Annotated in this window: 19 protein-coding genes and 1 pseudogene; 16 read left to right on the top strand and 4 right to left on the bottom strand. The window is 43.3% G+C overall.

The window, feature by feature from the left end; genetic code table 11:
- The first annotated feature begins 76 nt into the window (after positions 1-76).
- Together AACT52_RS02625 and AACT52_RS02620 are read left to right on the top strand one after the other, a co-directional pair.
- Positions 77-268, top strand: a complete 192-nt coding sequence (locus tag AACT52_RS02625; protein WP_073635990.1) for a hypothetical protein — start codon at positions 77-79, stop codon at positions 266-268.
- 149 nt (positions 269-417) lie between these two features.
- Positions 418-840, top strand: a pseudogene (locus tag AACT52_RS02620) (hypothetical protein); the annotation flags it as partial.
- A gap of 425 nt (positions 841-1265) precedes the next feature.
- Here the strand turns inward: AACT52_RS02620 and AACT52_RS02615 are convergent.
- Positions 1266-2663 carry a TldD/PmbA family protein gene (locus AACT52_RS02615; RefSeq protein WP_073635989.1) on the bottom strand — a complete coding sequence of 466 codons (1398 nt, stop codon included), beginning with the start codon at positions 2661-2663 and terminating at the stop codon, positions 1266-1268.
- Positions 2664-3143: 480 nt separating this feature from the next.
- Between AACT52_RS02615 and AACT52_RS02610 the strand changes: the two genes are divergently transcribed.
- From AACT52_RS02610 to AACT52_RS02585, 6 genes are all read left to right on the top strand, one after another.
- Positions 3144-4796 carry a DUF2079 domain-containing protein gene (locus AACT52_RS02610; RefSeq protein ID WP_073635988.1) on the top strand — a complete coding sequence of 551 codons (1653 nt, stop codon included), beginning with the start codon at positions 3144-3146 and terminating at the stop codon, positions 4794-4796.
- Positions 4797-5237: 441 nt separating this feature from the next.
- Entirely contained in the window at positions 5238-6428 is a 1191-nt protein-coding gene (locus AACT52_RS02605) for a glycosyltransferase family 4 protein (protein WP_073635987.1), read from the top strand.
- A gap of 258 nt (positions 6429-6686) precedes the next feature.
- Positions 6687-7853: an alpha-amylase family glycosyl hydrolase gene (locus AACT52_RS02600; RefSeq protein ID WP_233154208.1), complete on the top strand. Its 1167-nt coding sequence runs from the start codon at positions 6687-6689 to the stop codon at positions 7851-7853.
- A 174-nt stretch (positions 7854-8027) separates the two neighbouring features.
- The gene (locus AACT52_RS02595) at positions 8028-9317 is read left to right on the top strand and encodes a S41 family peptidase (RefSeq protein ID WP_073635986.1); all 1290 of its coding nucleotides are present in this window, start codon (positions 8028-8030) and stop codon (positions 9315-9317) included.
- A 686-nt stretch (positions 9318-10003) separates the two neighbouring features.
- Positions 10004-10552 carry a hypothetical protein gene (locus AACT52_RS02590; protein ID WP_073635984.1) on the top strand — a complete coding sequence of 183 codons (549 nt, stop codon included), beginning with the start codon at positions 10004-10006 and terminating at the stop codon, positions 10550-10552.
- Positions 10553-10696: 144 nt separating this feature from the next.
- On the top strand, positions 10697-11806 hold the full coding sequence (locus AACT52_RS02585) for an amidoligase family protein (RefSeq protein ID WP_073635983.1): 1110 nt from the start codon (positions 10697-10699) through the stop codon (positions 11804-11806).
- A gap of 315 nt (positions 11807-12121) precedes the next feature.
- On the opposite strand, the gene AACT52_RS02580 is transcribed toward AACT52_RS02585, so the two are convergent.
- Together AACT52_RS02580 and AACT52_RS02575 are read right to left on the bottom strand one after the other, a co-directional pair.
- Positions 12122-13300, bottom strand: coding sequence for an IscS subfamily cysteine desulfurase (locus AACT52_RS02580; RefSeq protein WP_073635982.1), 1179 nt, complete (start codon positions 13298-13300; stop codon positions 12122-12124).
- Between the two features lie 5 nt (positions 13301-13305).
- Entirely contained in the window at positions 13306-13932 is a 627-nt protein-coding gene (locus AACT52_RS02575) for a type I restriction endonuclease (protein WP_073635981.1), read from the bottom strand.
- A 179-nt stretch (positions 13933-14111) separates the two neighbouring features.
- Here AACT52_RS02575 and AACT52_RS02570 point away from each other — a divergent pair, with 179 nt between their 5' ends.
- From AACT52_RS02570 to AACT52_RS02540, 7 genes are all read left to right on the top strand, one after another.
- On the top strand, positions 14112-14966 hold the full coding sequence (locus AACT52_RS02570; RefSeq protein WP_073635980.1) for an FAD-binding domain-containing protein: 855 nt from the start codon (positions 14112-14114) through the stop codon (positions 14964-14966).
- A gap of 80 nt (positions 14967-15046) precedes the next feature.
- The gene (locus AACT52_RS02565; RefSeq protein WP_073635979.1) at positions 15047-16051 is read left to right on the top strand and encodes an effector-associated domain EAD1-containing protein; all 1005 of its coding nucleotides are present in this window, start codon (positions 15047-15049) and stop codon (positions 16049-16051) included.
- The gene (locus AACT52_RS02560; RefSeq protein ID WP_083630788.1) at positions 16044-17003 is read left to right on the top strand and encodes an AAA family ATPase; all 960 of its coding nucleotides are present in this window, start codon (positions 16044-16046) and stop codon (positions 17001-17003) included. The genes AACT52_RS02565 and AACT52_RS02560 overlap by 8 nt, the downstream gene beginning before the upstream one ends.
- On the top strand, positions 17000-18262 hold the full coding sequence (locus tag AACT52_RS02555) for a VWA domain-containing protein (protein WP_198941098.1): 1263 nt from the start codon (positions 17000-17002) through the stop codon (positions 18260-18262). The genes AACT52_RS02560 and AACT52_RS02555 overlap by 4 nt, the downstream gene beginning before the upstream one ends.
- Before the next feature lie 8 nt (positions 18263-18270).
- Positions 18271-19818: a GUN4 domain-containing protein gene (locus AACT52_RS02550; RefSeq protein ID WP_158054982.1), complete on the top strand. Its 1548-nt coding sequence runs from the start codon at positions 18271-18273 to the stop codon at positions 19816-19818.
- Between the two features lie 245 nt (positions 19819-20063).
- Positions 20064-20810, top strand: coding sequence for an effector-associated domain EAD1-containing protein (locus AACT52_RS02545; protein WP_073635978.1), 747 nt, complete (start codon positions 20064-20066; stop codon positions 20808-20810).
- Positions 20810-21226: a hypothetical protein gene (locus AACT52_RS02540; RefSeq protein WP_073635977.1), complete on the top strand. Its 417-nt coding sequence runs from the start codon at positions 20810-20812 to the stop codon at positions 21224-21226. The genes AACT52_RS02545 and AACT52_RS02540 overlap by 1 nt, the downstream gene beginning before the upstream one ends.
- Positions 21227-22441: 1215 nt before the next feature.
- On the opposite strand, the gene AACT52_RS02535 is transcribed toward AACT52_RS02540, so the two are convergent.
- Complete coding sequence (locus AACT52_RS02535) at positions 22442-22696, bottom strand: GNAT family N-acetyltransferase (protein WP_158054979.1); 255 nt, start codon at positions 22694-22696, stop codon at positions 22442-22444.
- Between the two features lie 219 nt (positions 22697-22915).
- Between AACT52_RS02535 and AACT52_RS02530 the strand changes: the two genes are divergently transcribed.
- Positions 22916-25483, top strand: a complete 2568-nt coding sequence (locus AACT52_RS02530; protein ID WP_073635974.1) for a two-partner secretion domain-containing protein — start codon at positions 22916-22918, stop codon at positions 25481-25483.
- Positions 25484-25718 lie beyond the last annotated feature (235 nt).

Raw genomic sequence — 25718 nt, 5'->3', positions numbered from 1 at the left:
AAAAAAAAGAATAATTAACCACAGATGGACACAGATGGACACAGATGGAATCAAAGAGATGCTAGAGGTTTAATTTGTGAGCTACGACAACGTTTGTAAAATCTTAGCTGAAAAATATCCAACGGATTTTGCGCGTTGGTTGTTAGCAGTTGAACCACGAAGCATTGAAGTGTTAAAAACAGAATTGAGCATTGAACCAATTCGCGCTGATTCCTTAACTTTTCTGCAAACAGAAAACCGCATTTTACGCGAAGAACCTAATTTTTGAAAAACACGTTTGTCATTCTGAGCGAAGTCCTGAGCGAAGCGAAGGAACAGGAGCGAAGAATCTCAAGTCGTGAACAAAGCTTGAGATGCTTCATTCCGCTATCGCTCCATTCAGCATGACAATACATTTAAACATTTGGGATGCTCCCCATTTTACACATCGAATTTCAAACCATAACAAGGACTAAAACACCGATTTCTTTTCGGATGTTGGATTATTCCGTCAGATTGATCCGTCAGTATAAAGTCCCTGTCACGCAAGTCGTCATTTTTTTACAACAGACAAATGACGAAATAGCATTCACCGAAGAATATTGCAGTGAAACGACAACTCATCGCGATCGCGTTTTGCGGATGTGGGAACAAGATTCGGTGCAATTTCTCAACAATCCTGCACTGTTACCGTTAGCACCGTTAACGCAAACAAACTCACCCCAAGCGTTATTATCGCAGGTTGCCCAGAGTGTTGCTAGAATTTCCGATAGGGAGACGAGGCAAAATATCGCAGCTTACATAGGGATATTAGCGGGTTTGAAATTTGAGAAAAACTTGATTCGTCAATTTTTGAGCGAGTTCAAGTTTTTAATAAAGAACAGTTATAAGCTTTAGGTAGAGCGCTTTTTAGAATGTCATCAATAGCTGATTTAGTGACTTGGCTAGACGAACAGGAAAGCAATTAAGTTTTATATACAACAGTTTGTAGCGGCACAGCATAGCTAATGGATGTCAACTTAAGCTAAAAGTCTTTATTAATATGCATTTGGGCATTTTTCAATCTACCATCTAGATTTTTGATCCCCCCTTAATCCCCCCTTAAAAAGGGGGGAAATAAAATTTTAGCCCCCTTTTTAAGGGGGTTGGGGGATCTAAAACGATGGTAAGTTGGGTGTTTGAGCTTTAAGTTGACACGTATGAGCAATGCTGTGACATACCATACGCTTCTCATACGAAAAGCTATATTTCATACAAATTAACGGAACCGTCTTGCCACCACTCCTCTACGCGACTTCCCCCCCCACAACCACATCACGTATCCGCAAACTAGGACCACCGCAACCTACAGCCAAGCCATTTTGTCCACCCTTCCCGCAACCGCCGGACTCATCCCAGTAAAAGTCATCGCCGATCGCCTCAATATCTGCCAAAGTTTGAAAAACATTCCCTGAAAGCGTCACATCCTTCACAGGTTCAGCAATTTTGCCGTTTCTAATCATCCACGCTTCCCCAGCGCTAAACGTGAACATCTCCCCATTCGTCATTCCACCCAACCAGTTACGCGCATACACTCCTTCTTTGATACCGCCGAATAAGTCCGCAACAGGCGTGTTCCCCCGTTCAATCCAGGTATTCGTCATCCGTACAATCGGCGGATAGTGATAACTGAGACAGCGTGCATTGCCCGTTGGCGCTTCGCCCAATTTGCCAGCTGTTTCGCGGGAATGCAAACGTCCTATCAGAACCCCATCTTCAATGAGTTTGGTTGTAGTTGCAGGTGTGCCTTCGTCATCGTAAAAATAACTACCGCGATGTCCTTGTGGCGCAGCACCATCAAATATCTGCAATTCTTTGGGACCAAATCGCCGCCCGATGGTCATCACTTCCAATAAATCCGGGTTTTCATAAGCCATGTCTGCTTCGGAAAGATGCCCAAAGGCTTCGTGAACAAATAACCCAGTGAGAATGGGGTCAATCACCACGGTGTAGGTATTACCTTTTACCGATGGCAGAGATAAAGCAGCAACTGCCCTTTGTGCCGCCTCTTTGACTTGTTCATCTAAACCCATCAAATCTTCAAAGGCTTTACGCGAACCAGTGGTTTCTCTACCAGTTTGCACAGTTTCGCCGTTTCTCGCCGTGGCGGCGAAGCGCATTTCCATATCTACCCATGATTGCTCGATGAAAGTCCCTTCACTAGTGGCAAGGATAACTCTTTGGGCGCTGTCTCCATAGCGGACAGAGGTGGTGGTAATGCGGCTGTCAACGCTTTTGAGTAATTCTGTGTAGCGATCGCACAATTCTTTTTTCTTTTTCAGCGAAATCTGCCGGGGATCAGTTCCAGTCAGTGGCAGTATGCATACTGATTGCACTATGTCAACTGGTGCTAGAATAGTTTCTTCATCACCAACAATCCGGGCGGCGGCGATCGCTTCTTCAATGCGATCGCTAATTGTCGAAAGCTGGTTAAAGCTACTAAACCCCCACCCACCTTTGTAACAGGCGCGAATCTGTCCACCAATCGAGATACCTTCGCTAAGAGTTTCTACCTTGTCGCCACGCAACAAGATATCAGTTCCTTCGGCTTCTTCAAGGCGAATCATCAAATAATCTACACGGGATGAATAGCGCTTAAGTAGGTCAGAAAGCACATTTTGAACGTCAGCAAGTAAGGTCTGCATGTTGTGCGAGAGGAACAATGAGGAACTGCATTCATTGTGCAATTACGCGGGTATGACCTGCCACTGAATCAAAGAACTCTTTTAATATGGCGCGTTTGTAGGGGCATAGAGCATTGCTCATACGTGTCAACTTAAGCCAAAAGTCATTATTGACAAGCATTTGAGGATTTTTCAATGTACCATCTAGATTTTCGATCCCCCCTTAATCCCCCCTTAAAAAGGGGGGAAATAAAATCAAAGCCCCCTTTTTAAGGGGGGAAATAAAATCAAAGCCCCCTTTTTAAGGGGGTTGGGGGATCTAAAACGATGGTAAATTCACTGTTTGAGCTTTAAGTTGACACCAATGAGCAATGCTGTGCCCCTACGATCTACTGTAGAAGCGTCTTTGCGTCAAACTTAAAATCCCTGCTAGAGTGTGTGGAAATCAAGGTTCTACAATAAAGTTTTTCCCGCGTTTACCTAAACCAGGGTAAGTGAGTCATGTTGTCAAAATTACGAAAAAAGCTACGAATAATCCTAGAGTTGAACTCAAAGACACGCACTGATATTAATTTTGTCTTGCCATTGGCAGCAGTGTTCTTTGTCCTTTGTCTAGTCATTACCTTAAATCGTTACTACAGTTTCTACGCCTCTTTCGATCAAGGAATTTTTAACCAGGTTTTTTGGAATAACCTTCACGGTCGATTCTTTCAAAGTTCCCTTTCTTCAAGCCTTTCCACCAATGTTGTTCACGCTGGAGAAGTTGCCACAGTCTATTACCACAGACTTGGTCAACACTTTACTCCAGCGTTGTTGCTTTGGCTACCAATATATGCGTTGTTTCCTTCTCCTGCAACTCTAACGGTTTTACAGGTTATATTTATCACTGCGGCTGGTTTGGTTTTGTATGTGCTAGCACGACTGTATCTGCAACCACCATTAGCAGTGATGATGACTCTCAGCTTTTACGCCGCCAACGCTGTTCTTGGTCCCACCTTCAGTAACTTTCATGACATTAGCCAAATTCCGTTGTTTGTCTTTGGCTTGTTACTGGCAATGGAAAAGCGTTGGTGGTGGCTGTTTTGGGTGCTAGCAGTTTTGATTTTGGCAGTTCGGGAAGATGCTGGCGTAAATTTATTCAGCGTCGGCGTTTACATGATTTTAAGCAAACGCTTTCCCCGCGCTGGATTGGCTGCTTGCATTCTCAGTTTTGGTTATATGTTGCTCCTCACCAATGCAATTATGCCGCTGTTTTCTGAGGATATTTCCCGGCGGTTTATGTTAGAACGGTTTGGGCAATTTGCGGATGGCGATAAAGCCTCTACACTCGAAATTATTTGGGGGATGATTAGCAATCCTTGGCGATTGATTGTAGAATTAGTTACACCTGTAGACAAAACTATTAAGTATTTAATCGGACAATGGTTACCGTTAGCGTTTGTACCTGCTGTTTCTGGTGCATCTTGGATGGTTGCTGGTTTCCCCTTGCTGAAACTTTTTTTGGGGAAGGGAGAGACGGTACTAGCAATCAATGTTCGCTATGCTTTAACTGTGGTTCCTGGGCTATTTTACGGGGCAATTCTTTGGTGGTCGCAGCATCCAAAAAGATTTAAACTTTCATTTCGCCGATTTTGGGTAGTCTGTATTAGTCTTTCTTTATTATTTTCCTTTACTTCCAGCAGTTCTAGCCTAAATAGAGCATTTTATTTTTTATTACCTGATTCGTTTAATCCTTTGGTGTACGTATCTTTGCCTCAACAATGGCGTCATGTGTCGCAGTTTCGCCCAATGCTTGCACAAATTCCACCAGATGCAAGTGTCTCTGCAACCACTTACCTTGTCCCTCATCTTTCCAGTCGCCGCGAAATCATTCGCTTACCTGCACTGGAACTGCGAAACGATGCACGCCAAGTGATAAAAGTGGATTATGCGATCGCAGACCTTTGGCAGTTGCAACAGTATCAACCAGCATTTAAGGAAGAACGCAATCTTTTACGGGAACTCGTACAACTGTTTGACCAGCTGACGAAGACTCAGGAATATGGAATTATTGGCTTTAGAGATGGCGTCATTTTACTGAAGCGCGGTGCAACCCCTGATCCACAAGCCACAGCAGCTTGGTTAGCCTTTCGCGAACAGCTTGAAAAACAATGAAGAGGAAAGAGGGAAGAATATAGCGGTTTGCAAGCTTTGTAAGATACACAAAGAAATAATAAACCACAGATGGACAATAAATAAAAGTCTTTCCTCTGTCTTCCCGCCTTTTGTAGGGGGGAATGAGGGGGGTGGACACAGATAAATAATTACTTCATTCAATGAATTGCGCTATAGAACTCAGAATACAGCAATTCTTGAGTCAGAACAACTCCATCGATGAAAGACAGAAGTTAAGAACCAGCAGTCAAGAAACTATTCTGACTTCTGAGTCCTGAGTTCTGACTCCTTCTTTCAAAATGTCGCTACCATTACTTTTTTCGGAAGAATATTAAAAAAATCAAAAAATTTCCATTTAGGTACTTGTAATAGTAGCCAAACTTGTATCTTGAGATAAATGTAAAACATTAGAGATTTGTAAAGGGTTGGGGATAGAAATATATGAAGATATTGGTATTGAGTTGGGAGTTCCCGCCTCGGATAGTTGGGGGAATTGCTCGTCATGTAGGGGAGTTATATCCGGAACTTGTCAAGCTAGGACATGAAATCCACTTGATTACACCAGAGTTTGGTCATGCACCGATGTATGAGGTGGTTGAGGGAGTGCGGGTTCATCGCGTACCTGTGGCTCCTAGTAACGACTTTTTCCACTGGGTCGTCAATTTGAACAACAGCATGGGGCATCACGGCGGTAAGCTGATGCTAGAGGAAGGACCATTTGATATCATTCACGCCCATGATTGGCTAGTTGGGGATGCAGCGATCGCTCTCAAGCACAACTTCAAAGTTCCCCTGATTGCAACTATTCACGCAACTGAATACGGGCGCTATAACGGTATTAACACTGATACTCACCGTTATATTAGTAGCAAAGAAGAACTTCTGGCTTTCAACGCTTGGCGGATTATCGTTTGCACCGACTATATGCGGGGGGAAGTAGAACGGGCGCTACAAGCTCCGTGGGATAAGGTAGATGTTATTTATAACGGTATCAGACCAGAAAAGAAACAGCACCACGAAGATTTTCACGCTGAGGATTTTCGTCGTCAATTTGCCGAAGACAGCGAGAAAATCGTTTACTACGTAGGTCGCATGACTTATGAAAAAGGTGTATCTATATTGCTAAGCGCAGCTCCCAAGGTGCTAACGGAGATGGGGGGTGATGTTAAGTTTGTCATTATCGGTGGCGGCAATACCGACCATCTCAAAAAGCAAGCTTGGGATCTGGGAATTTCGCACAAGTGCTATTTTACGGGTTTTATATCAGATGAGTACTTAGATAAATTTCAAACCGTCGCCGACTGTGCTGTTTTCCCCAGCCTCTATGAACCCTTTGGTATTGTTGCATTAGAAAGCTTTGCTTCTCGCGTACCCGTGGTTGTTTCTGATACGGGTGGTTTCCCAGAAGTGGTGCAACATACTAAAACAGGCATAGTGACTTACACAAACAATCCAGATTCTCTCGCTTGGGGTATTTTGGAAGTGTTGAAAAATCCAGGTTATCGGCAATGGCTCATTGATAACGCTTATGAGGATTTAGAGAGACGCTTTAGTTGGTGCAAATTAGCTAAGCAAACTGAGGATGTGTACAAGCGCGTGGTACAAGAGCGATCGCAAGTGACGTGGCTATAAATAAATGAACTACCCGCCCTTACTTCGTAGAAGGGCGGGTTTCTACATCCAGCCCAGTAAGAGTAGATTTTTGACGCTTCACCGAGGAACGGAGCGACAGCACAAGTGTTGCATCTCAAAGCACAACGGAAAATTGGGATTCTGAGTCCCAAGGGGACACGCTGCGCATTCACTTCGGTGTGCGCTTTGCGCTTACGCTCCTGTTCCTTCGCTTCGCTCAGGACTACGCTCAGAACGGCACATCAAAACAATATTGCTGTGATTTTGGATGCTGTTTATGGTCACACCAGCGACAGCTTTCCTTACTCTTATCTTTACAAACAGCTAGATTACCGTGAAAACCCTTTTATGGGTTCATTTGCTAAAGATTATTTTGGTGAAAGTACAGACTATAATCGCAAGTTTACCCAAGACTTTTTCTTTACAGTCAACTATCACTGGCTTGATACTTATCACGTCGATGGCTTTCGGTATGACTGCGTACCCAATTACTGGGATGGCGCTACAGGAAACGGTTACGCTAACCTAGTTTTTAATACTTACCAAACGGTCAAACAAAAGAAAGACGCAGGCGGTCACTGGCAAAAATTTTTCAACGATGACTCCATAAATTTGATTCAGTGTGCGGAACAATTAGAAGGACCACGAGAGATTCTTCAAGCAACTTATACCAACTGTACCTGGCAGAATGAAACATTGGGTGCAGCTAAACAGGTAGCTCATGGAAATCGAGGCGATTTAGCTAACCTCGGCTTTCAATTTGGTCTTGATGGCTATCCAACAGAAATTACAAACAACGATGATAAAATCGCCAAGACAGCGCTGCAATATATTGAAAATCACGACCACTCCCGATTTGTCTACAACTTTGGTACAATCACTCGGGATAACGAATTATTACAAGAAGGTAATCGCGACCTGTGGTATAAAGTTCAGCCGTACTTGATCGGGATCTTAACTGCCAAAGGTATTCCCATGCTTTGGCAAGGTCAGGAGTTTGGCGAAAACTATTACCTTCCAGAACAAGGATTTGGACGAGTGATGTTGTTTCGACCTGTGCGATGGGATAATTTTTATGATCCCATTGGCAACAGTGTCATTACCTTAGTAAGGAAGCTAATTAAACTGCGGCGTGAACAACCCCAATTTCGTGAAGGAAATCATTTCTTTTATAACAACTATGACCGTTATCACTCAAAAAATGTTCTCCTTTTCTCTCGCCAACACGCTAACAAATTCAGCCTTGTAGCACTTAACTTTGGTGATAGCGCTACTAGTGTGCCTTTCTGGTTCCCTATTGCCGGAAATTATCAAGAAGAACTTCACGGACAAGACAATTTAATCAACGTTCCCAGTCTTGTTGAATATTGGGTCACTATTCCTAGCAACTATGGACGCATCTGGACGGTGACAATTAGCAATTAAGCCAAGTAGATAAAGCTTTACTGACACGAGGACGCAAGAAAATTTTGTCTTTGCGTCCTAGCCCCCCGATCCCTTGGGGGGTTGGGGGGATCAAGTCTTATCGGAACCGTATTGATAGCATTCTACGTCTCTACAACGCGTCTACGCTAGAAGAACAACCAGAAAGGAGACATAATGAAAAGACTTGTCCTCCCAAAGTTAAATAAGTTTGCTACAGCAACGGTGATCAGTTTCTCAGTCTTGCTTTTCCTCTGGTTAACTTCACCATTACCCAAAACACTAGCAAAACCAGAGGTTAAAATCTTTGACCAAGTCTGGCAAACTGTTAACGAAAACTTTTATGACCCAAAATTTAACGGAGTGGACTGGAAAGCAATACGGCAAAAGTATGAACCTCAAGCCGTGCGAACCAAGTCCACTCAAGAAGTTGCTGGTGTTATCAATCAGATGCTTTCGGAATTGCGAACCTCTCACACTCGCTTCTACATTCCAAATGAGCCAGCATACTACCAGCTTTTGGGGATTTTTCAGCCAAGGAACCCTGAGTTCCAAAAGGAGTTAAAGAAGTTCTTCCCAAAAGGCAAGATTGAATACAGTGGTATTGGTGCAATTACCAAAGACATTAACGGTAAGACCTTTGTCAGTGGTATTCTCGATGGAAGTCCTGCTGCTAAAACTGGGTTAAAAGTGGGCGACCAACTCCTAAGCGTAGATAATCGTCCTTACCAGCCGATACAATCTTTTACAGGTAAAGCAGGTCAGAAAGTCACGCTGTTGATTCAAAGAACACCTGACGCCAACAGCCAAGAAAAAATTGCTGTGACTCCCAAGATGTTCGACGCGTCAACCATGTTTCTGGAGGCGCAGCAAGCCAGTACTCAGGTTATTCAACGCAACGGCAAGAAAATTGGCTATGTTCATATCTGGTCAAATGCTGCTGATCCAGATCAGGAGAAACTTCGAGAAGACCTCATCTACGGTCGCCTTAGAGATGCACAAGCGTTGGTTTTGGATTTACGAGATGGTTGGGGTGGAGGAGATATTGGTTATCTGAACATCTTCACTGCACAAGAAGGTCCTAGTATTACCAGTATTCCCCGCAATGGCAAGAGATATACTTATATTTCTCAATGGAAAAAGCCTGTAGTTATGGTCATCAATGAAGGGAGCAGAAGTAGTAAGGAAATTTTGGCGTATGCCTTCCAGCAACATAAAATAGGACCTGTCATTGGTTCCAAGACAACGGGAGCAGTGGTTGCTGGTCGTCCTTTTTTGATGTCAGATGGTAGCTTCCTTTACTTAGCAGTTTCAAATGTGTTTATCAACGAAAATCAACGGTTGGAAGGTAAAGGAGTCACGCCTGATATTAACGTTCCATTCTCATTGGAGTATGCTCAAGGTGCAGACCCGCAAAAAGAGCGAGCAATAGAAACTGTGCTGCAAGCAGTCCAGCAGCGCAGCTAAACGATGATATATGCAATATCTTTTGGAAGTGACTTGATTTTTTGCTGCTCGTTGCTGTTCTGTTGGACAGAAAGCCGCAAATTATTAAAGCTTGATCAAGCTACTAGAAATTTCTGCGATTTTCAGAAAAATCCTTCTTCAGGACTGTATTAATAATTGAAACCAAACATCAATCAAATCAAGGGAGAAAACTCCAAAGCTGAATTCCTTTTTAACAGTTATCAGTTATCAGTTACCAGTTATCAGTTTCATCGCTTCCTGGGGAAAACACCACACCAAGAGCGTGGAAGGCGTTGGTGGCGGGTCGCGCATCCCCCACCATACGCACTGCGGCTGGTACTGTTCACTGTTTTAACCTCTTTACTCTGTGTTCTGGAGCGCCTCTGTGGTTAAATTACTTTAAAACCGCAGAGGCACAGAGGAGGACACTTCTGTGCGGTGAACCAGAGAAAGCAGGCGGGTTTCCCACGCCCAGGGGACTGGTGAACCCGTTCGCCCTTGGCGTGCCGTAGGCATAGGGGGGTTCCCCCCGTTGTTCGCGCAGCGTCTCCGCAGGAGATAGAAAGTGTCCGTCAGCGCAGAGAGAAAAAAAGAGATTTTATGAGAAATTATTAGGTCAAACTAGTACCTCGATTGTCCAGAAAAAAAGTCAAAATCAAATATCCAAAATACAGGATTTATTCAAAATGAAATGTAATTTTAAGATTTTCTTATTGTTATTAAGTTTGCTATGTTCTGTTGGCACTTCTATCAATGCAGCTGTTGCCCAAGAGACTAGTAGCACTACCCTATCAACTCAATTGAGCGCTCAACGAGAGAACGGCAATATTCTATTAGCACAAAACGGGACAGAAGAACAAGAACTTCAAGCTTTTTTCAATAGCAAATACGACTATTGGGATGCCCGTGTTTTGGCAGATTATTGGGGACAGTCGGTGAGCGATGCTAAGGCTCGAATGGGCAGAAAGATTCTTTGGGGTCCAGAAAATGTTGCTATCCTCAACCAGTTTCTTGTAGATGCAAGGGTGAAAGCTTTACAGTCGGTGAAACCAGCCAAAAACCCAAGCTCCTACAAATTTTTTAGAGAGTCAAACTATTCCTATGATGATGCAAGAGCACTTGCTAAATTTTGGGGCGATCGCTCACCTATGGATGCAAAACTACGCATTGAGCGCAACTTAATTTTGGGCAATAACGAGATGATTGAACAAGCGTTACGATATTCTCGCCGCTAGATCTAGGAAGTGCAGGGTGAATGTGATTACGAAACACTTATAGCGGTAAGAACCCGGAGTAAGGTACACAAAGAAATAATGAACCACAGATGGACACAGATGGACACAGATAATTAATTACTTTATTCAATTGAATTACGCTATATGTCTTTAAACTGGAAAATTGGCTTTGAAATTGAGCTGATGGCACCTCGGGGACTCAGCAGACAGGATTTAGCAGAGTTAATAGCCCAACAACATGATGCGGGAGTGCGTCGTGTCTTTCATCCTCAGTCTGAACCAAGTCAGGTTCCGGGAACTCCCTTGTTCCAAAATCTGACTTTGGGGTTTGAGGTGATTGATCAACAGGGGCGTTTGATTGCAAGATGTGTGGATGATCTCACCCTTCAGGACGACTTGGATAAAACTCAAAAACCCAAACCAGGATGGTATCGAATTGTTAGTGATGATACCAGACTTCTGCAACTGGTGAACAGCCAAGCTGACCCTGCTGACTCTCTCACCACAGTCCTGAAGCCAATTGCGAGTTTATTTTCTACCTATGCGGAAGCAGGACCTGGGGGGATGGTGCGTGTTGCTGATAATACAGGCAATCCAATTGCGATCGCCGCACCTCTACCAGGAGAACGCGAACGTCCTTGTGAGTTAATTACCCCACCTATTGATACCAATCATGGCGATCGCCTGGAGGTTCTCTTATCAGCAGCACGCGTTCTTGGCTTCACAATTCCCGCTGAAGGTGCAACCCACCTACACTTCGATGGTATCGCCTTATGTTCTGCCCCTGTTTTCGCTAATCTAGTGAATCTTTTATGGACACATGGGGAAAATTTAAAACGATTGGTAGGAACTAACTCCAGATGCAGGCGCTTGGGAATGTGGGATGAGGAGTTGTTGGTACTGATCAACGAATCTGATTTTCGCGATTTGTCCTGGTTTGATGCTAAAGCACGTCTTGCCAAACTTGAATTAACAAAATATTGTGACTTTAACCTCAAAAACCTAATTCACCCCATCCCTGATAAATTTACCTTTGAAGCTCGTATTTTCCCCTCGTTTTTGCACACACAACCTCTTATCGAGGTGGCGGCGTTGATGGAAGCAATCCTACGCTATGCAGCAACGGCATCTAAGATATCACCCACTGCACCCTTGCAATGGAAATTAGAATCCGTGCAGGAGTTTCTCAAAGCACTCCCAATAGCTGAACATTTTCGCTGTGTTTGGTTGTCTCGTGCTGCTAGCATTGGCTAATATGATGTCCGGATGAGTACTTATAAAAAACGAAGAACCTCACCCCAACCCTCTCCGAACTCGCGCAGAGGGGAAGGGAGGCGGGTGAGGTAACGCAGGAATTATAAATTTATCTGTATCAGGACTTACGCACTGAAAACCCGAAACCTCGATCCCCCCTAGCCCCCCTTAAAAAGGGGGGAATCTTAAAAGCCCCCTTTTTAAGGGGGTTGGGGGATCTCTTCTGCGTAAGTCCGATGTATGTCACATATGGCGATCGCCTCCGGCAGTGCGGTACAACCAGCGATCGCCCACTGCACCTATTGCTCAAAACACTTACCGATTATGCATTGCAAAAGAACCTTGTTTTCTTAAGCTTTGAATGGTGGCAATTGTATGCTGTGCCACCTTGTCAATTTCCTCAGCAGTATTGAACCGTCCTATACCAAACCGTATTGACGCATAAGCGAGCGCTTCCGAGTGTCCCAGTGCTGTGAGAACATGAGAAGGGGCAGTCGTTGCCGAGGAGCAAGCAGATCCAGAAGACACCGCCATCACTGATTGCAATCCTAACAGCAATGCAGAACCATCTACCCCTTCAACACTGATATTGAGATTTCCCGGTAATCGCTGAGTGGGATGTCCGTTGAGATGAATTCCCTTTAGCTGAGAAAGTTGTTCCCACAATCTTTGTCTTAGCTGTGTGAGGCGTTCGGTTTCTGTCGCTTGTTCTTGTAAAGCAATCTCCACAGCCTTACCAAATCCTACGATTTGCGGTGTATACAAAGTGCCAGAACGCATTCCCCGTTCATGCCCACCACCATGCTGTTGCGGAGCTAGTTGTACTCTAGGGTTACGCCTGCGAACGTACAGCGCACCAATACCCTTTGGACCGTAGACTTTATGTGCTGTTAGGGACATTAAATCAATTTTTAGCGCCTGCACATCTAGAGGTATTTTACCAATAGCTTGTGCTGCATCGCTGTGGAAAAGGACATTGCGTTCCCGACACATTGCGCCAATTTCTGCCAATGGCTGCAAAACACCAATTTCGTTATTCGCCGCCATCACGGAAACGAGAATTGTATCGGGACGAAAAGCTTTTTCCAACTCAGTTAAATCAATCAATCCATCTTTTTGGACTGAAAGGAATGTCATTTCAAAACCAAGGGTTTTAAGATACTTGCAAGGGTCAAGAACTGCGCTATGTTCAGTGACAACAGTAATAATATGCTGTCCTTTTTGAAAATAGGCTTCAGCAACACCTTTGATAGCTAAATTATTCGCTTCTGTCGCACCACTAGTGAAAATAATTTCTTCCGGCGTTGCGTTAATTGCTGCTGCCAAAATTTCCCGCGTTTGTTTCACAGCAGCTTCTGCTTCCCAACCGTAAACATGACTGATGCTGGAGGGGTTGCCAAAGTGTTCTGTAAAGAAGGGCAGCATAGCAGCAAGTACCCGTTCATCTACAGGTGTAGTAGCGTGGCAATCTAGGTAAATAGGACGACTAGACATAATTATCAAATTAAAATTGTACCCAGTTTCTTTAATATACTGAGAACTTGATACAGTTCATTTCCTCTTCTAGATAAAGTAAATTTATCAGACATAGCATATTTAGGTGTATCTTGCTTTGTTAGCTTAAGAAATTGAAAATCTTCTCCATTAATGACTAATCCAAATACAGGTTTTTCTGGATTAGGATTTGCCAGCATATAAGCTAATCCTTGGGGTATTGCTTCTAAAAGAGAAAAACTAGCCCTTTTGGATTCAATAACCAACAACCACAACTGCTGTTGCAAAACTAAAACATCTATTCGCCCTCTAATAATTTCTTCTTCATCCTCCAAGGCAATTTCTATAGATTCTTCGGTAGCAATAAAAAAAGGTTCACTATAAAAGCCTGCTAAATCTAATAAAGGAGACAAAACTACCATTTTGACCGCATCCTCTAAGATTGGTGGGCGCTTAACCAATCTGAGGAAGTTGGTTTTAACTCTGTCTAAATATTGCTTTTCTAAAACTGTAATTTCAGGTAAACCCTCAAACCACTCTGTAAAAAATTCCTCATTCTCCGCTACTTGCAAACCAAATCTTTCTTCTAAATAGCTAAGAGAGACATTTTGAGCTTGGATGACTTGAACCATAGTTCAATAAACGGAAGTGATATTAACCATTGTATGGTCAAATTTTCCTAATAAATGGTGAAATGGTAGGTGGTGCAATAGATACGCGATAATAGGAAATTAGCCTGGGTCGGCAAGCTTTATTTGTAAAGCTGGAATTTTACTCATCTGGCTATTTTAACCTGCTATTTTGACGCAAAATGACTAAAGATATGCAACGCGACTTTGCCAACCGCGAAGAGTTGGTAGCCTACCTCACAGAACAATTCCCTAAAGCCGCAGAACGCGATCGCCACATCAGCGAAACCCTCGGTGGACGCAAAGCCGCTGAGGCGGTACTGCAAAAAGTAGACTCCGTACGCTACGCGAAAACACGTAACTTTTTCACAGGTGCTGTAACGCGGCTTTCTCCTTACATTCGCTACGGCGTTCTTAGCTTACGAGAAATTCGGGATTACGTTTTTCAGCGCGTCAAGTCCCAAGACGATGCAACGAAACTCATTAACGAGTTGGGTTGGCGTGACTACTGGCAACGGCTATATGTCAAGCTAGGTGATGGTATTTGGAAAGACCAAGAGGATTACAAAACTGGCTATACTGTCGCTGAATATGCACCTGAGTTACCCGATGACATCAAACAAGGAACCACAGGACGCGTTTGCATCGACAGCTTTAGTCATGATATGCGGGAAATTGGCTACCTGCACAACCATGCAAGGATGTGGATAGCAGCATACATTGTCCATTGGCGGCGCATTCGTTGGCAAGCGGGAGCAAAGTGGTTTCTCGAACACCTTTTAGATGGTGATCCGGCAAGCAATAATATGTCGTGGCAATGGGTAGCCAGCACCTTCAGTCACAAACCGTATTTTTTCAACCGCGAAAACTTAGAACGCTACACCGAAGGCGTTTATTGCCGAAAATGTCCCTTGTATGGTAAGTGTGACTTTGAAGGAAGTTACGAAGAATTAGAAGCGCGACTGTTTCCTAAAGGGGAATTTAGCAAACAATCTAATAGTCAGAGTTGGCAGAAAGGTAAGAAAGGCAAAAGGTAAAACTAAACGCAACCGGAAATATGCAATTTGAATCTGTTTTAGTTTATTAGAGTTTATGTTGACTAACCTAACTCAGCACAATGCAGCTAAATGGTAAACAGTTCCGGGAGTTAAAAGAAGCACTACTCAGTGCATTTCCTGATCCAGCTAAACTAAAGCAGATGGTTTTCTTTGGATTCAACAAACAGAATCTGGACGAGATAGCAACAGGTAACCATGATGACGTTGTATTTGAACTGATTAAATGGGCTGAAACTTATGGGAATTTGGAAAATCTGCTAATTGCTGCACGTAGTGAAAACTATTGCGGCAATCCCGGTAACCCGGACTTGAAGAAAATTTGTGCAGAACTATTGGAAGGGCAAGCTGCAACAAAACAACCCCACCATGAATGGCTGAATCCTTGCAACTTTGACTTGAGCGAATTAATTCGATACTGTTTCAATGAACTAGACGATCAGCAGGGACTCATTGGGTTAGCTGTGCCCTATGACAAATCTAATTTTCCAATATACTTCTGTGAGCGTTTGCAAGACAAACTCAATAAAAGTCACATCACAATCATAGAAACAACGCTCAAACCCAAATTGGGTTCTGTAGACAGAGTAGTAGGAAAAATAAAAGCTAACAAAGATAACCTACAAAAGAGCGACGTTATTTGTCGTATCCTTGTTGATGCTTCTAACCAGAATACAAGTATGACTGACGAATTCTGGCGGAAGATATCTGATGAATTTCAAAATAATAATACTAAACACCGCTTAATTGTAATTATGTTTGGTAGTGAAAATAGTATTTTTCCAGAAGGCGTGAATAAGCTAATGTCTCCACAATTTACAAGAGCAGATGCAAATGATTGGGTTATTAAGGTAGCGCGTCAGCTTACATGGACACAAGAGTGTCAACAGAAATGGAAGAAAATGATGATTCAAGACTGTCTAGACCAGGATGATTCTCAAGAAAAACTTTTAGATATCGAATATGTGTATGAACATTTAAAGACCTGTATTGAGCTTTTACAAAAAAAACCTTCAGAAGAAGATTTTCTACAAGAACTGGAGCAAAGGATTCAGAGTTATGTCTAAGCGCTCTGTTGATACGTCTACCAGCTTTTCTACCACCGCTTACAAATCCTTGGACGACTCTCGTGAAATCGAAATTCTGGAAATCGCAGTATCTGAAGAAAACCCTGCAAAAAAGACGATAACAATATATAAGGAACCCTACTTACCTGACGACAAGTTGGTTGAAGCAGTTAATTTAGCGATCGCCTTAGGTCGTCCCTTACTGTTACAAGGTGAACCTGGTTGTGGGAAAACACGCTTAGCCTATGCTGTCGCTTATGCTTTGGGCTTGCCTTTAGAAGTCAGTTATATCAAATCCACCAGCCGTGCCCAAGATTTACTTTACACCTACGATGCTGTCAATCGTCTTTATGATGCTCAGTTAGGGGCTGAAGGACAGCGTAGTCGAGACATTCGTAATTATATTCAATTAGGTCCTTTAGGGAGAGCGATCGCCCGCGCTCAATATGGGCGTCGTTCTGTGGTACTCATTGACGAAATTGACAAAGCTGATCTCGACTTTCCCAACGATTTGTTATGGGAGTTGGATCGGTTGGAGTTTCGAGTCACTGAGGCTCCAGAGATATATTACGCCGTTGGCAAGAACCCAGCATTACGCCCAATCGTGTTTGTCACACACAATGAAGAAAAAGCATTACCGACTGCGTTTCTGCGGCGATGCATTTTTCACTACGTTGAATTTCCCGAAACAGAGGAGGATTTGCAACAGGTTTTAGCAACTCACGAGATTTCTAACCCAGAATTGAGCAAAAAAGCTATCGAAGTTTTGTTAAAGCTTCGCGACATCAACCTCACCAAGCCACCGGGTTTGAGTGAACTGCTGGACTGGGTGGGTTATTTGAAAGCGGTAGAAACCCCGGTAGAAGAACTTGACAAACTGCCGTATTTGGGAGCGTTGCTCAAGCAAGAGATCGATCGCCAACGCGCAATGGAGGCTTTTGCCAAGCAGTGAAGCTACTCAAGTTACCCGCGTTTCTCTGGGAGTTATTTCAAAAGCTTCGTCGTCGTGGGTTTCCATTGACACCAGATGAGTATGAAGCACTGAAGCAACCCAATTTACCTCCGTTTCTCTGGGAGTTATTTCAAAAGTTACGTCGTCGTGGGTTTCCACTCACACCAGATGACTACGAAGCACTGCGCCAGTCCTTGCAAGCTGGCTTTGGTTGGTCATCAAAAGAAGCACTGCGGGATCTGTGCAATTCCCTCTGGGCAAAGTCGCGCCAAGAACAGGAAATTCTCACTGCCCTGTTTAACCAACTTGCACCAAAAAACGAAGATTGGCAATTGTCTTCTGTGCAAGCGGAAAAAGATTTTGATGCTGATGTTACAGACTCATCAAAAAAAGAACAGCATCAGGACGTTCCGGAGCATCAGGAGCGTGAGGAGATTGTAACCGAATCTCGTAGCGGCTTACCTCCGATTTCCTTAAAAGATGTGCAACTTTCGGAACGTCGGTTTATCTTCGTACCGCAGTTTCCATTAACCTCTCGAGAAGTCGCTCAAACTTGGCGGCGCTTACGCCGTCCCGTGCGGGTGGGAGCAGCAACAGAACTGGATGTTGAACTGACAATTGCGCGTTTTTGTCAACAGGGAACAGCAACTTCTGTTGTGTTAAAACCGAGACGCCGCAACGTTGCGCGGTTACTTTTGCTTGTGGATCACCAAGGTTCAATGACTGCTTTCCACCGCTTTTGTAAAGAGGTTTGCACAGCAATTCAACAAGCAGGCAGATTGGAAGAGACAGCAATTTATTACTTTCACAACGTTCCTGCTGAAGGTGCTGATGAGCAGGTGCTAGAACCTCTGCATAACAAACTTTTTCCAGTTCTTGATACCATTTTGCCTCAGATAACTCCCCTAAAAACAGGTTATCTCTACGAAGATTCTGATTTGCTCTCTCCGATTGCGGTAGAAGAAGTCCTCCAGAAATATGCCAGCGATGCATTTGTGGTAGTAATAAGTGATGCTGGTGCTGTGCGTAAATCTTATAGTGTCGTGCGTCTGTTAGATACCATCTCTTTTATCAAAGCACTCCGCGCTTATACTTTAAACTATGTTTGGCTCAATCCCCTGCCTAAATCATATTGGAAAGATAACACCGCCGCCCAGATTGCACGTCATGTGCCGATGTTTCCTTTGAATCGGGAGGGTATCCAGAAAGCGGTGAATGTGCTACGTGGACATCGATATATAATTGAGAAACCACTATAACTGCCACCATGTCTAACAAACTTCTAGAGCGACGTTTGAATGACTTTAAGCGTAGATGTGGTAAGGATGGAGATGCAGCCTTGCAACTGGCGTATCACGCTGCAATGCCCGTTGCCTTAAATCCTGAGTTGCTGCACTTTCTACGAATTAACTTTTTTCTCGATCCACCTGAACAACTTTCTTACACCGTCGAGTTTGAGTTTCTCACTTCTGGGCTGTGTCGTGAAATTGACGCAGATCTGTATGAAATCGAGCCAGAAATTCGCAATGAATTGTTGCAGGAGTTGGTGAAAAGGGAAGATGCAAGACAACGAATTCAAGATGTCGCTACGCTGCTTTGGCAGTATGTCGAACAGCATTCACCTTGGGCAGATAGAGTTGAATTAGAACGGGCGCAACAACTGACTGCACTGAATTTTCTAGATCCTGCAAAAGCACAAGAGTGGCTAGATGAAGCACAAGCTAATGGTAGCTTGGGGACAGGAGAGCGAGAATGGTTCATCGCGATGCGTCAGGAAATTGAGGAGCTTCCTGACCTGTTAACTCAGGACAAACCTGATCCATCCCAATATCCATCCCAATATAAGGTATTTCTTTGCCACAACAGCATCGACAAGCCAGAGATAAGACAAATTAGGGATCAGCTACGCCAGCAAGGTATTGAAACCTGGATGGATGAGAAAGATATCATGGGGTTTGACGATTGGAAGAAAAAGATAAAAGAAAATCTTTCTCAGATGAATGCTATAGCTGTATTCCTTGGATCGTCAGGGTTTGGAGAGTGGCAAAAGTATGAAATAAAATGCACTGAGGAAGAAATATCTCGGCGAGATAACACACTTTTCACGCTTAGAAGAGAAACTACGCCTCGTGTAGGATTGGTTATACTACCTAGCTGCCAACACACATTCCAAGAAATTCAGAATCAGTACTACCATACACCATACGGGTGGTTATTTAATTATCACGCGGTGGATTTGCGTACATCTAAAGCTCCAATGCAAGAACTAATTGGAGCCATAACAGGACAGCTGAGGAATTCAAATGTAGACGTTGATTCACTCCTTTCTGAACGTGGTGTAAACTATACCCGATTACGAAATTTCCTGAGAGCAGGACAGTGGAAACAAGCGGATCAGGAAACTCTTGCTGTCATGCTCAAGGCAACTGGCAGAGAAGAAGAAGGCTGGCTCTCTACTGAATCCATCGAAAATTTTCCCTGCACTGACTTACGCACAATTGACCAACTTTGGGTAAAATACAGCAATGGGCGCTTCGGCTTTAGCGTGCAAAAGCGCATTTGGGAAAGCGTCGGTGGCAAACCAGACGCTGATATAGAAATCTGGGAGAAGTTTGGCGATCGCGTCGGCTGGCGTCGTCGAAAAGGGTCATCGTTGTGGTTGCAAAAAGAATGGCTTGAGTACTCAGAACTTACCTTCACCACCGAAGCCCCTGCGGGGCATTTGCCCTTAGGGGTGGGAATTATGGGCAGTTCTTGGAGGAATGGGGATGGTATTTCTTCTCTCACGTCGAGACTTATAAAATGTAATTTATAATGGTTCCGCTGACGGAAGAATTATAACTGCTCGGAATTTGAACGGTGGAATTCTCTATTTTATTAGCGTCCTTGGTGTCTTGGCGGTTGATAATTTTTATAAGTCATACCGATTCAAAAAATGTTTGCGACAGATACCCCACCCGCGCTAACGCGCACCCTCCCCTTGCTAAGGGGAGGGTTAGGGAGGGGTATCTTACTATGTGTTGCATTCTTTTTTCAAATTGGTATCATATAGGTCGCCATATGGAAAAAATATTAAATACTCAAAAACAACCTGAAAACGAAGAATTCGATGTCTTCCTAGCACACAACAGTGAAGACAAGCCGGAAGTGAGAGCCCTTGCTAATCAACTCAAGGAACACGGTATTAAGCTATGGCTTGATGAAGAGCAAATTCCACCAGGAAGATCATTTCAGGATGAAATCCAAAAGGCAATTCCACTCGTTAAATCTGCCGCTATCTTTATCGGTTTGAAAGGATTAGGAAAGTGGCAGAGAATGGAAGTGGACTCACTAACAAGAATGTGTGTTGAGAAACATATCCCTTTGATTCCTGTTCTGCTTCCGGGCGTGAGTCAATTACCCGAAAATTTAGTCTTTTTAAAAAACTATACACGGGTAGAATTTTCTAAAAGTATTGATGATGTTAAAGCGTTGAAGAACTTGGTGTGGGGAATTACCGGAACTCAATCATCACCTCAACAAAAGCCAACTGAACTATGGTTCAATGGTGATCGCTTGCAGCAGTTCCACAAAGCACTCCTGAGTGCATTTCGTACCACAGCAAAACTCAAGCAGATGGTTCGCTTCCGGTTAGATGAGAATTTGGATGCGATCACAGGAGGTGCAAACCACTCACAAGTTGTATCCAACCTGATAGAATGGGCTGATGCTGAAGGGCGACTAGAAGAGCTACTCATTGCTGCTCGTAAAGAAAATCCTGGCAACCCGGCTTTACGCAAGTTTGACGAACAGATACGAAATAGCTGATGAGCAAACCAATTATCTGGATACACGGCGACTGTCTGAGTCCCCAAAACCCCGCACTACAAGAATACCCCAACGCACCAGCCATCTGGGTTTGGGATGATGCTTTAATTGAAGAATGGCAGCTGAGCCTCAAACGCATCGCCTTTATCTACGAATGCTTGCTAGAGTTACCCGTTGTCATTCGCCGTGGCGATGTCGCAAAAGAAGTTTTAGCTTTTGCTAAAGAGCATAATGCCAAAACAGTCGTCACAGTAGACAGTCCCAGTCCCCGGTTTGATGCTATCTGCGACGAAATTGAGCGTTCTGTGGAACTGGAAGTTTTTGAAGTAGAACCGTTTTTTGACTACGACGGTTATATTGACCTCAAGCGCTTCTCGCGCTACTGGAAAGTGGCGGAAAAGTATGTGTTTGATTAGACCTTATTGACAAATGTCCGACGAGGAATGATAAACCAAATTAAAGTTTTAACAGTTGGGCTTTGCTTAAACACGCGTCCTGTTGAACTTCACCCATTCTATCTTTATTTACCTATTTTTATTTAATTGATACTGTGGTCAATGACCACATCTAAAAAGTTGTACCTTGTATTCTCTGGCAAAGAGCTACCTACTGTTTCATCCAAGGATGCAGTATTGGGATTTACACACATTGAACTTGCATATAAATTTTTAGTATGAACAAGAATAACAATTGCTACCAAAGTTATTGATACAGAAGTAAAATATACAAATTTCATGTTCAAACCTCTAGAAAACATCAGGAATGTCTTTTGAAGCGAATAGTGCACCTTGTATAAATTATGTTTCAGCTAATGTTACTATAGGTTTTCTCCACAATTTAAGATGCATAGTGCTAAGCATACAACATCCTGTTATGTCACCCAATCGGGTGATTTATGAAAAATTTTTAAAATGCGGAGATTGGAGCAACAGAAGTAACTGATAGCTATTTGTAAAGTAGCTAATCAAATTTATTGGGACTAGAGATAAAAGTCATGGATTTGACATGACTTTAGTCATATATTGATAATGAGACAGTGTTGTGATATGGCAATCCTAAATGATTTATAAAAAATCTTGAGTATTGTAGGGTGGGCAGTGCTTATCGTATTTTGCCCACTACATTCGGGTTTTGCTAAGCACTGCCCCGAAGTTCCCTACGGCGGGAAACCCGCCTGCAGGACTTCTCTCCACCTTACGTGTCGTTCAAAAATCTGCGGAGGAGATATGTTCAGCCAATATCACAGGCAAGCTTTAATAACAACCTATGGTCTTTCTCCTGGTCGCGCTACTGGCTTTTTTCTCACCATGTGTACATAATTGGTAGCTTAGAGGATGTTTGAGAAGTATAAAATATTTTATTTGATCCCCCCTGCCCCCTTAAAAAGGGGGGCAAAAGTCCCCCTTTTTAAGGGGGATTTAGGGGGATCATTAATAAATTTTGGTACAAAACTACACTTTGCAAACATCCTCTTAGCCTGCATTTATAGCGCTTCTGGTGTTGAGTCCAATACATGAAGAAATAAGAACCACAGATGGACACAGATGGACACAGATAAATAATTACTTCATCCAAACGAGAAGCGCTATATTACGGCGTTCAGGGTATGATTTAACGTATATGATGACACTCTATATCTCAAGCTTCCAGTAGTATTCAATATTAGGTTGCCCATTAATTTTGTTTACTGTGAGCTTGCAAGCTTTGAAGCCATGTTTCTCATAAAATATGCAAGCTCGTGTATTTTGTTGCAATGTTTGCAGCGTTAGTCCTTCTGGACAAATTTTTTTAGCTTTGTTAAGTAAGGCTGAACCAATACCACAGTTCTGATATTCAGGATTGACAAAAATCTGTGATAAATAGGCGTTGCGATAGTAAACGGGCAAAAAACAACGCTTCACGTATAAAGATATTTATACGTCTAGATTCGCGCAACTGAACGTATAAACTCGCGCGTTGCTTATAAAGTTTTGTAAAAAATTAGCAGGTTTTGCGTAAAACTTCCATTGGGTAACCGAGTAGTAAGCAGGAGTTAACTTGATGTTCACTCTTCGTGCTTTACTTTGAGCAAAGCTTGCAACTACTACAAAACGTGGAGGGGTGCGATGTCCGGGATAAGAACTCGTTGGGGTTGGTTTTTAGTAATCGCGATGGGAGGTGTGTTCCCTTTTTTTGGAAATTGTGCCAACGCCCAAATTACCCCTGATAGCACTCTACCCACTAATTCCAACGTCACACAAGTGGGTAACACTAGCGTTATTAATGCAGGAACTCAAGCTGGCGGCAATCTGTTCCACAGCTTCAAAGAATTTTCTGTACCCACTGGTGGCACTGCTTTCTTCAACAATGCTGTGGATATTCAAAACATCATCAGTCGGGTAACGGGTGGGTCAGTTTCTAATATTGATGGGTTAATTAAAGCCAATGGTACAGCTAACCTGTTTTTGATTAATCCCAATGGAATTGTATTTGGGCAGAATGCACGGTTGGATGTACGTGGTTCGTTTGTTGGTAGCACGGCAAGTAGCCTGAAATTTGCAGATGGCTTTGAGTTTAGTGCTACTGCTTCCCAAACTACGCCTCTACTGACTGTGAGTGTTCCTATGGGTCTGCAATATGGGGTAAATCCGGGAAGTATTCTTAATCGATCTCTAGTAACCAATACCAGTGATGAAACTATTGGTCTACAAGTGCAGCCTGGTAAAACTTTAGCACTAGTGGGTGGTGATGTGAGGTTGAACAGTGGAAGCCTAACTGCTCCCGGTGGTCGTGTCGAGTTGGGAGGCCTTTCAGGAGCGGGAACAGTTGGGCTTGAAGGAAACGGTAGTAATCTGAGTCTAAGTTTTCCTGAAGGGGTGGCGCGAGCAGATGTAAGCATTACTAACGAAGGGGCAGCAATTCTATCACCTAGAAATGGTGTAAATGTAACGGGTAACGATGGCGGTAGTATTTGGGTCAACGCCCGGAATATAGAAATTACTAGTAGTCAGCTAGTTGCTGGCATAGCAGAGAATTCAACATCTCCCAATGCTCAGGCAGGAGATATTACTCTCAATGCTACAGAAATGATTACAATTCAGTCGGGCAGTATTGAAAATAACCAGCATGGTGTTACTGGTAGTCCCGGAAATATATTGATTCGGGCAAATGGCTCTCTCTCTATTGCAGATAGCTTTATCTCCAACATCCTCTTTAAGGGAACTGGTAAACCTGGGGACATATCGCTACAGGCTAACGACTTTATCTCTTTGACAGATGATAGTTCTATCCTTACTTTGAACTATTTTGGAGATAGGGATACCGGAAGCGTCTCAGTGCAGTCTAATAACTCCGTTTATTTGGCAGATGATAGCAGTATTTCCACCACAACATTTGGAAAAGGTAGTAGCGGTGATATAACTGTACAAACAAATGCCTTACATCTATTGGACAAGGCAATATTGAATGCAACAACCAGAGGTGAAGGTAATGGTGGCAACATTACAGTGAACGTCAATAACCTTGAGATTACGGGGGGTGGACAAATAGCCACGACTGCTCTCAAAAATGGTAATGCAGGCAACATTACTGTTAATGCAAAAGATAGCATTACTCTCTCAGGCAGTGACCTTAACCGACTATTTTACTTAGAGTTTGATCCAAATACAAATAGCTTTATACAATCCCAACCAATCCGCGATGAGGATGAGCTAAATAGTTTTGGTATAGTTAGCCTCAACAGTGGGTTATTTGCCAATACAACTAAAAGTTCTAGTGGTCAAGCAGGAAGCATAAAGATTGAAACTAGTTCGCTGAATATCCAGGATAATGCTGAAGTAACAATAAGCAGTGTTGGGTTAGGGGATGCAGGCATACTCACAGTCAATGCAAACTTGATTAATCTGGACAAAGGAAAACTTGTAGGTACAACAGCATTGGGTAGGGGTGGGGATATTAGTTTACAAGTGAAAAATTTATTGCTAATGCGTCGTGGTAGTCAGATAACCACTACCGCAGGTACTGCAAAGCAACCAGGAGACGGTGGCAACATCACAATCAATACTCCCAATGGTTTCATCGTTGCCGCCCCAAAAGAAAATAACGACATCACCGCAAATGCGTTTAGTGGCAGTGGTGGGAAAATCACAATTAGAGCTACTAATATATTTGGAATCGCACCACTTAGTAGGCAAGAACTTGAGAGGTTAAGTCCTAATAATTTAGACCCCAGTAAATTACAGACGAACGACATCACTGCCATTTCGCAAACGAACCCTTCATTAAGCGGCACTGTTCAGCTAATCATACCCGATGTGGATGTTAACCGAGGATTAGTGGAACTGCCCGTAAATATAGTTGATATTTCACAGCAAATTGACACTGGTTGCAATCCAGGCAGCAGGCAAAGAGCCAGTTCCTTTGTGATTACAGGTCGTGGCGGTCTACCTCCCAATCCCTCTGATATGTTGACACCAGACGCCGTGCTTGTAGATTTGATAACTCTCAACCCAAACATTGACAACCGCAAGAGTCCATCTGTTACCACCAAACCAACTACTAATGCACCAGAACGCATTGTAGAAGCTACTGGTTGGGTGATAAACGAAAAAGGGGAGGTAATACTTACAGCTGATGCATCGACTACCGCTCCTCATGAATCATGGCAGAACCCTGCATCTTGCCGTGCTTCTTAGATGTCAATATGTACATCAGTAGCAATTATGACAACTGGGTTCATTGATAATATTATACGTAAGCGCGTTGTTTTTTGTTCGTTTACTACTGCAACGCCTTAAAGAACGCAAAGCAAAACCCTCCAGCAATCACTGGGGGGTTTCACTAGCACAAACAGGCGTTGCGATAGTATTTGGACAATATAGCGGTTTTCAGTTGACTCCAATACAGTTTGGTAAAATTTGACGCTTAGTG

It is taken from the genome of Scytonema sp. HK-05, from assembly GCF_963872035.1.
Classification (GTDB): Bacteria; Cyanobacteriota; Cyanobacteriia; order Cyanobacteriales; family Nostocaceae; genus Kalymmatonema.
This window is presented reverse-complemented; position numbering and strand designations above follow the sequence as displayed.